Here is a 6289-nt window from a genome sequence, read left to right as displayed (position 1 = left end):
TGTCTCGCCCCTCCCTGTTGACGAGGAGCAGATCCGCCCCCTCCGGGCGGCGGGCGGGCACGGAGACGCGCGCGCCCCGGAGTTCACCGGGCTCCCACCAGCGCCCCCGTATCGCCCAAGGCCTGCCGAGCACCTCGACGCTGAGCGTGCGCCCCGCGAGCAGGGGGCGCTCAGGGCGGGGCCGAGCGGCATCCGGGCGCAGTCGTCGCGCAGTCCGATCGAGTTCCCCCCTCGCCGTCACGCCCACCGCTTCGAAGCCCGTGAGGCCCCCGAGGAGGAGAACGGGTTCCGGCTTCTCCAGGACCGTTGAGGGGGACAGGGCGAGACTCCCCTCCCACTCGCCCTCAGTGGTCGGCGCATCCGGATCCGTTTCGCCCCAGGGGAGCAGCGCCGCGCGAGTCCGCGGATCCCACCCCCCTTGAAGGCGCGGCGTCTTGACCGCGTCCTCGCCGAGGAGGGAGCGGAGGCGTTCGACAAGCCGCTCGATTTCGCTCCGCTCGGATTCTCCTCCCCACAGGGGGCGCGATGCTCCGGCGACGAAGGGCTGCCCGGCCGTCACGCGGATGCTGCGGAGCCTCGCGGCGGGCGCCCCCTCGGCGTCCGGGTGATCGATCCAGCCCTTGAGCTGCCAGCGGACCCTTTCCACCACGACGGCGGGATCGCCCGCATCGACTCCCGACCAGGTGCGTCGGTGCGAGCGCCCGTCCTCGGTCTCGATCTCGATCTCGAGGAGCTGAGAGCTCAGTCCTCTGCGCGCGAGCTCCTCGGCCAGGGAAAGGGCCGCTCGGCGCACGGGGAAGACGATGAGATCGATGCTGGCGGCGCCCTCTTCCACATCGACGCTGCGGCTGAGATCCGCGGGGGTCCGCGCAGGCCGGGCGAGCGAGAGCTCGCGCCCCCGGGCGAGGGCGAGCAGGGGTTCGGCGATCTTGCCGAATCGGGCGAGCAGCGGACCGGACCCGAGCGCGAGGAGGTCCTCGCAGGTGCGCACTCCCAGGACGCCGAGCAGGGCGATCCCCTCACGCCCCTGGGCGCGCAAGGAAGGAGGCAGGAGCGGGAGGCATTCCCGAAGCGGGATCTTCGCGAGAAAGGATCCCGTATCGGAATCGGGGACGATGCGCTGTTCCCGTGCGGCCACGATCGCCGCAAGGGGCCCCGAAGCCGACCCGACGAAGCATTCGACGCCCGTGGCCGCCGCGACGGCATCGACGAGAGCCGAGGCCGCGGCCTCTTCCGACCCGTGCCACCGTGCGGCGGGGCGGGCCGGCGCCCAGGCGAGCCCCGGCCGGAATGAGACGATGCCGGCCGCGACCGAGTCGAAGGCCCTGAGGACCTCTTCGAAGGCGCGCCCTTCGCGCTCCTCGTCCCTGGGGGCGATGATGAGGTCCGGGCACAGGTACTGGGCGGTGCTCACGCGCATTCCCGGGCGCACTCCCGCCTCCCTCGCCCTGATCGTGGCGCATTCGATGCGCCCGCGCTGGGCGACGGCGCCGCGCCCGCCGGGGGGAAGATCCACGACGAGCGAGGCGACGGGCCAATCGGGGACCCACAGCACCATGCGCCTCATGAGATCGCCTTCGCAGCGCCAGGCTCCGCGCAGGCCCGCCAGGGGCGGGAGAGGCCCGCCCAGCGGGTCGTCGTGAGGAGAAGGCGTCTGCGCGAACGCGCGAGGGCCGCGAGACGGCGCCGGTCCGGCGGAGCGATGAGCTCCCCGTCCGTGCAGACGAGGTCGAGCGCCTCGAGGAGGAGGGAGCAGACCCGGGCGCCGTCCCCCAGCGGTTGAGGAATGACGAGGATGCGGGAGAGATCGATCCCCTTCTTCGCCGCGGCCTCCCATCCGAGGTCGTTGATCCCGACGATTCCAGCCCATCCCCCTTCGGGGAGGGCTTCGGCGAGGGCGCGGAGGAGCCGCCCGTTCCCTCCGCTCACGTGGAAGACCCCGTCACTGCGGGCAACCCCCCGAGGGCTTCCGGGTACGGGACGGGGAAGGCCGGCATCGTCTTCCGCGGCCCGCAGCGCTTCCTTGGCGCGTCGCAGACGCTCATGCGCTTCGAGCACCACCCACCCCCTCGAACACGTGTTCGACAGTGTAGAGGATGCCGTCGGCGTGTGCGTCCGCCCCCATTCCCCGTCGAAAAGGAGGAGACTGGAAGCCATCCGGATCGAAGGAGGACCCATGGATCTGCTCGCCCGCCCCGTCGCCCCCGACCCCTACGACATGCTCCCGCCCGTCCCGGGATTCGATCTCGCCTCGGCCGACATGGCCGACGGGGCCCCGATGCCCGCATCGGCGACCCTCGCAGGCGGCTCGACCTCGCCGCACCTCCACTGGGAGGGCTTTCCCGATCAGACGCGCTCCTTCGTCGTGACCTGCTTCGATCCGGACGCCCCCACGCCCTCGGGGTGGTGGCATTGGATGGTCGTCGATCTCGCACCGCATCAGACGACCCTGCCGCGCGGAGCCGGCCGTTCCGATCTCGAGCTCGACGGCGCGGCCTTCCACATCCGCGTCGATCACGGTGATCCCGATTATTTCGGGGCCGCTCCCCCGCGCGGCGATCGCCCCCACCGTTACATCTTCGCGGTCCACGCCCTCGACCTCGACACCCTCGGCCTCGACGACGAGGCGACGCCTGCGGCCTGCTCCGGCCGGATGCTGGCGCACACGATCGCCAGGGCCCGCCTCACGGTCACCCACGAGATCCCCGCGCACCCCCTCTGAGTCGGAGCCCCGCCCCTCGCAGTGGCAGGATGGAGCCCATGCTCCACATCGTCTTCTTCGAACCCGAGATCCCGGGGAACTCCGGCGCCGCCATCCGCCTGTCCGCCTGCACCGGCGCGATGCTCCACCTCGTCGAGCCCCTCGGCTTCGATATGGACGATGCGAAGCTCAGGCGCGCGGGCCTCGACTACCACGACCTCGCGCATGTAAAGGTCCATTCCGACCTCGACTCCGCCCTCGAGGAGATCCCCGGGCAGATCTGGGCGTTCACCGGTCACGCGACGACGCTGTACACCGATGTCGCCTACGCCGACGGCGACGGGCTCCTCTTCGGACGCGAATCCGTGGGACTGAGTGAAGAGGCCATGAACCATCCCCGCGTCTCGGAGCGCGTCCGCATCCACATGCGCGAGGGCGTGCGCTCCCTCAACCTCGCGAACTCGGCCTCGATCGCCGTGTACGAGGCCTGGCGCCAGCTCGGATTCCCCGCGGGCCTCTGAGCCTCATCGCCTCGAACGCGAGGGCCGTTCGATCTGCTCGGCGATCTCCACGATCCTTCGAGGATTCGACAGCCACATCCACACGAGGCCGACGAGCGAGACCGCCAGCGGGATGAAATGGAAATCGGCGCCCAAGCCCGTCCACGCCGAGCGCGCTTCGGACAATTCGGGCAGATCGAGGGCCGCGACCCACAGGATGAGCGGCGCGCCGATGCTCGTCCCGATGCAGGCCCATCCGAGGATGCGCATGCGCCGGCCGTTGTGGGTGATGCCCGCGGCGGCCATGAGGTACACGACGCCGGCGAGGAGGGTGAGGATCGAGGGCCCCCAGGGCCCCGAGTGGTCGAGCAGATCGGCGGCTCCGGCCGCGCCCGTCCAGATTCCGACCGCCCAGAAGGCCGCCATCACGATCCGTCCGAGTCCGAGGGAGGGGCGGCGGTCGTCCTGCACGCTCTCACCCGCGGGTTGGCGCGGGCGATCCGGCAGGGGTGACGAGGGCGAAGAGGTGTCGGCCATGACCGCGATCCTAGGGCACGAAGGCCCCGGCAGGAGGGCCGAAGGGCGCCATGATGAACGGCGGATGTGGGACGTTCCACCCATTCGCCCCCTCCAAGGTCAGCACATCGCGGCGTCCAAGTGGGACAATGGACCTATACGGGGTCGCGAGGCCCGATCGCCAAGACTTTCACTAAGGAGTGGATACGTGAGCGAACCAGCATACGATGTCGTGGTCCTGGGAGCGGGCTCAGGCGGTTACGCCACCGCCCTGCGAGCTTCTCAGCTGGGGATGAAGGTCGCCCTCATCGACGGCGACAAGGTCGGGGGCACGTGCCTGCACCGCGGCTGCATCCCCACGAAGGCGTACCTGCACGCGGCTGAGACGGCCGACGCCGTCCGCGAGTCCGAGGCGTTCGGAGTCCTCTCGTCATTCCAGGGCATCGACATGGCGAAGGTCGCCTCCTACCGCGATTCCGTCATCACCAAGCTCTACAAGGGCCTTCAGGGGCTCCTGTCCTCGCGCAACGTCGAGGTGGTCCAGGGATGGGGCCGCCTCGTCGGCCCGGACTGCGTGGAGGTCGCCGGTCGCGTCATCACCGGCCGCCATATCGTCCTGGCCACCGGCTCCTACTCCCGTTCGATCCCGGGCCTGGAGATCGGGGGCCGTTTCATCACCTCCGATCAGGCGCTGCAGATGGACTGGGTCCCGCGTTCCGCCGTGGTCCTGGGCGGAGGGGTCATCGGCCTCGAGTTCGCCTCCGTGTGGAAGAGCTTCGGCGCCGAGGTGACGATCATCGAGGCCCTGCCGCACCTGGCGAACAACGAGGACGAGGCCGTCTCCAAGCAGCTCGAGCGCGCCTTCCGCAAGCGCGGCATCGCCTTCCACACGAACACGCGTTTCGCGGGGGCGACCCAGGATGAGGGCGGAGTGCACGTCACGACGGAGAACGGCAAGTCCTTCGACGCCGATGTCCTCCTCGTCGCCGTCGGCCGCGGCCCGGTGACCCAGGGCTTGGGCTACGAAGAGGCGGGCATCCGCATGGATCGCGGTTTCGTCCTCACGGACGAGCGCCTGCACACCGGAGTCGCGGGCATCTACGCGGTCGGCGACATCGTCCCCGGGCTCCAGCTCGCGCATCGCGGCTTCCTCCAGGGCGTTTTCGTCGCCGAGGAGATCGCGGGCCTCAATCCCGCCCCGATCGTCGAATCCGGCATTCCGCGCGTCACATTCTGCGATCCGGAGATCGCCTCGGTCGGTCTCACGGAGAGGAAGGCCCGCGAGCTCTACGGCGATGATGTGCGCACGGTCGAGTACAACCTGGCGGGCAACGGGAAGTCGAACATCCTCGGCACCCAGGGGTTCATCAAGCTCGTGAGCGTCGTCGGCGGCCCGATCGTCGGCTTCCACGGCATCGGAGCCCGTATCGGCGAACAGATCGGCGAGGGCGAGCTCATGGTCAATTGGGAGGCGCACCCCGAGGACGTCGCCTCGTTGATCCACGCCCACCCCAGTCAGAACGAGTCGATCGGCGAGGCCGCGATGGCCCTCGCCGGCAAGCCCCTCCACGCACACAACTGATCCACGACTTCCAAGGAGAATCCATGGCAACCGCAGTGACCATGCCCGCCCTGGGCGAATCGGTGACCGAGGGAACCGTCACCACCTGGCTGAAGTCGGTCGGCGACACCGTCGCGGTCGACGAGGCCATCGTCGAGGTCTCGACCGACAAGGTCGATTCCGAGGTCCCCTCCCCCGTCGCCGGCGTCCTCCTCGAGATTCTCGTCGGAGAGGACGAGACCGTCGAGGTGGGCACCCAGATCGCCCTCATCGGGGATCCCTCCGAGGCGGGCGCCGCCGCCGAAACCCCTGCCGAAGTCGCGGCCGAGCCCGTCCAGGCGCCTGCTGCGCCGGCTCCGGCTCCCGCAGCTCCCGCAGCTCCCGCGCAGGGCACCGAAGTGACGATGCCCGCCCTGGGCGAGTCGGTCACCGAGGGAACCGTGACGACGTGGCTCAAGTCCGTCGGCGATGCCGTTGAGGCCGACGAGCCGCTCCTCGAGGTCTCGACCGACAAGGTCGATTCCGAGGTCCCCTCCCCCGTCTCGGGGTTCCTCGCCGAGATCCGCGTCGAAGAGGACGAGACCGTGGGCGTCGGCACGGTCCTCGCCGTGATCTCCGCCTCCGCGCCCTCCGAGGGTGCGCCCGCGGCTCAAGCACTTGAGACGCCGACGGCCCCTGCCGTTCCCACCGCCCCGGCGCCTCCCGCGACTCCGGCCGCTCCCGCTCCTGCCGCCCCGACGGCCCCCGCCGCTCCCGCTCCCGCGGCACCGGCTGCACCGGCGATGTCCTTCGACGCCCCCTCCGTTCCCGTCGCGCCCTCCTCGGCGCCGGCCGTCGCACCCCAGGCGCCCGCTCCTTCGACCCTCGCCCGGGCGGGCTATGTGACTCCGATCGTCCGGAAGCTGGCCCGCGAGGCCGGAATCGACATCGACACGCTGACCGGCACCGGCGTCGGCGGCCGCATCCGCCGTGAGGACGTCGAGGCCGCGGTCGCCGCCCGCCGCACAGACT

At 70.6% G+C, this 6289-nt stretch carries 7 protein-coding genes; 4 read left to right on the top strand and 3 right to left on the bottom strand.

The window, feature by feature from the left end; genetic code table 11:
• A partial coding sequence (locus ACQY7V_RS00070) for a DNA polymerase Y family protein (RefSeq protein ID WP_428638359.1) occupies window positions 1–1567 on the bottom strand: 1567 nt, incomplete at its 3' end.
• The gene (locus ACQY7V_RS00065; protein WP_428638357.1) at window positions 1564–2157 is read right to left on the bottom strand and encodes a hypothetical protein; all 594 of its coding nucleotides are present in this window, start codon (window positions 2155–2157) and stop codon (window positions 1564–1566) included. The genes ACQY7V_RS00070 and ACQY7V_RS00065, both read right to left, overlap by 4 nt.
• 19 nt (window positions 2158–2176) lie before the next feature.
• On the opposite strand from ACQY7V_RS00065, the gene ACQY7V_RS00060 reads away from it, so the two are divergent.
• Window positions 2177–2722: a YbhB/YbcL family Raf kinase inhibitor-like protein gene (locus ACQY7V_RS00060; RefSeq protein ID WP_235360869.1), complete on the top strand. Its 546-nt coding sequence runs from the start codon at window positions 2177–2179 to the stop codon at window positions 2720–2722.
• A gap of 38 nt (window positions 2723–2760) precedes the next feature.
• Entirely contained in the window at window positions 2761–3222 is a 462-nt protein-coding gene (locus ACQY7V_RS00055) for a tRNA (cytidine(34)-2'-O)-methyltransferase (RefSeq protein ID WP_303775595.1), read from the top strand.
• A gap of 3 nt (window positions 3223–3225) precedes the next feature.
• Here ACQY7V_RS00055 and ACQY7V_RS00050 read toward each other — a convergent pair whose 3' ends face one another.
• Window positions 3226–3738: a hypothetical protein gene (locus tag ACQY7V_RS00050; RefSeq protein WP_229770361.1), complete on the bottom strand. Its 513-nt coding sequence runs from the start codon at window positions 3736–3738 to the stop codon at window positions 3226–3228.
• Between the two features lie 187 nt (window positions 3739–3925).
• Here ACQY7V_RS00050 and lpdA point away from each other — a divergent pair, with 187 nt between their 5' ends.
• The gene (gene lpdA / locus ACQY7V_RS00045) at window positions 3926–5299 is read left to right on the top strand and encodes a dihydrolipoyl dehydrogenase (RefSeq protein ID WP_235360866.1); all 1374 of its coding nucleotides are present in this window, start codon (window positions 3926–3928) and stop codon (window positions 5297–5299) included.
• Between the two features lie 23 nt (window positions 5300–5322).
• The coding region (locus ACQY7V_RS00040; protein ID WP_428638354.1) for a biotin/lipoyl-containing protein at window positions 5323–6289 on the top strand (967 nt) is incomplete at its 3' end.

Origin of the sequence: Schaalia sp. (assembly GCF_050312375.1) — a bacterium.
In the GTDB taxonomy this organism is placed as follows: domain Bacteria; phylum Actinomycetota; class Actinomycetes; order Actinomycetales; family Actinomycetaceae; genus Pauljensenia; species Pauljensenia hyovaginalis.
This window is presented reverse-complemented; position numbering and strand designations above follow the sequence as displayed.

Excerpts from the sequence above, each read along its gene's own strand:
- ACQY7V_RS00065 (WP_428638357.1), bottom strand. The coding sequence starts at position 2,157 with ATGGCTTCCAGTCTCCTCCTTTTCGACGGGGAATGGGGGCGGACGCAC.
- ACQY7V_RS00060 (WP_235360869.1), top strand. The coding sequence starts at position 2,177 with ATGGATCTGCTCGCCCGCCCCGTCGCCCCCGACCCCTACGACATGCTC.
- ACQY7V_RS00055 (WP_303775595.1), top strand. The coding sequence starts at position 2,761 with ATGCTCCACATCGTCTTCTTCGAACCCGAGATCCCGGGGAACTCCGGC.
- ACQY7V_RS00050 (WP_229770361.1), bottom strand. The coding sequence starts at position 3,738 with ATGGCCGACACCTCTTCGCCCTCGTCACCCCTGCCGGATCGCCCGCGC.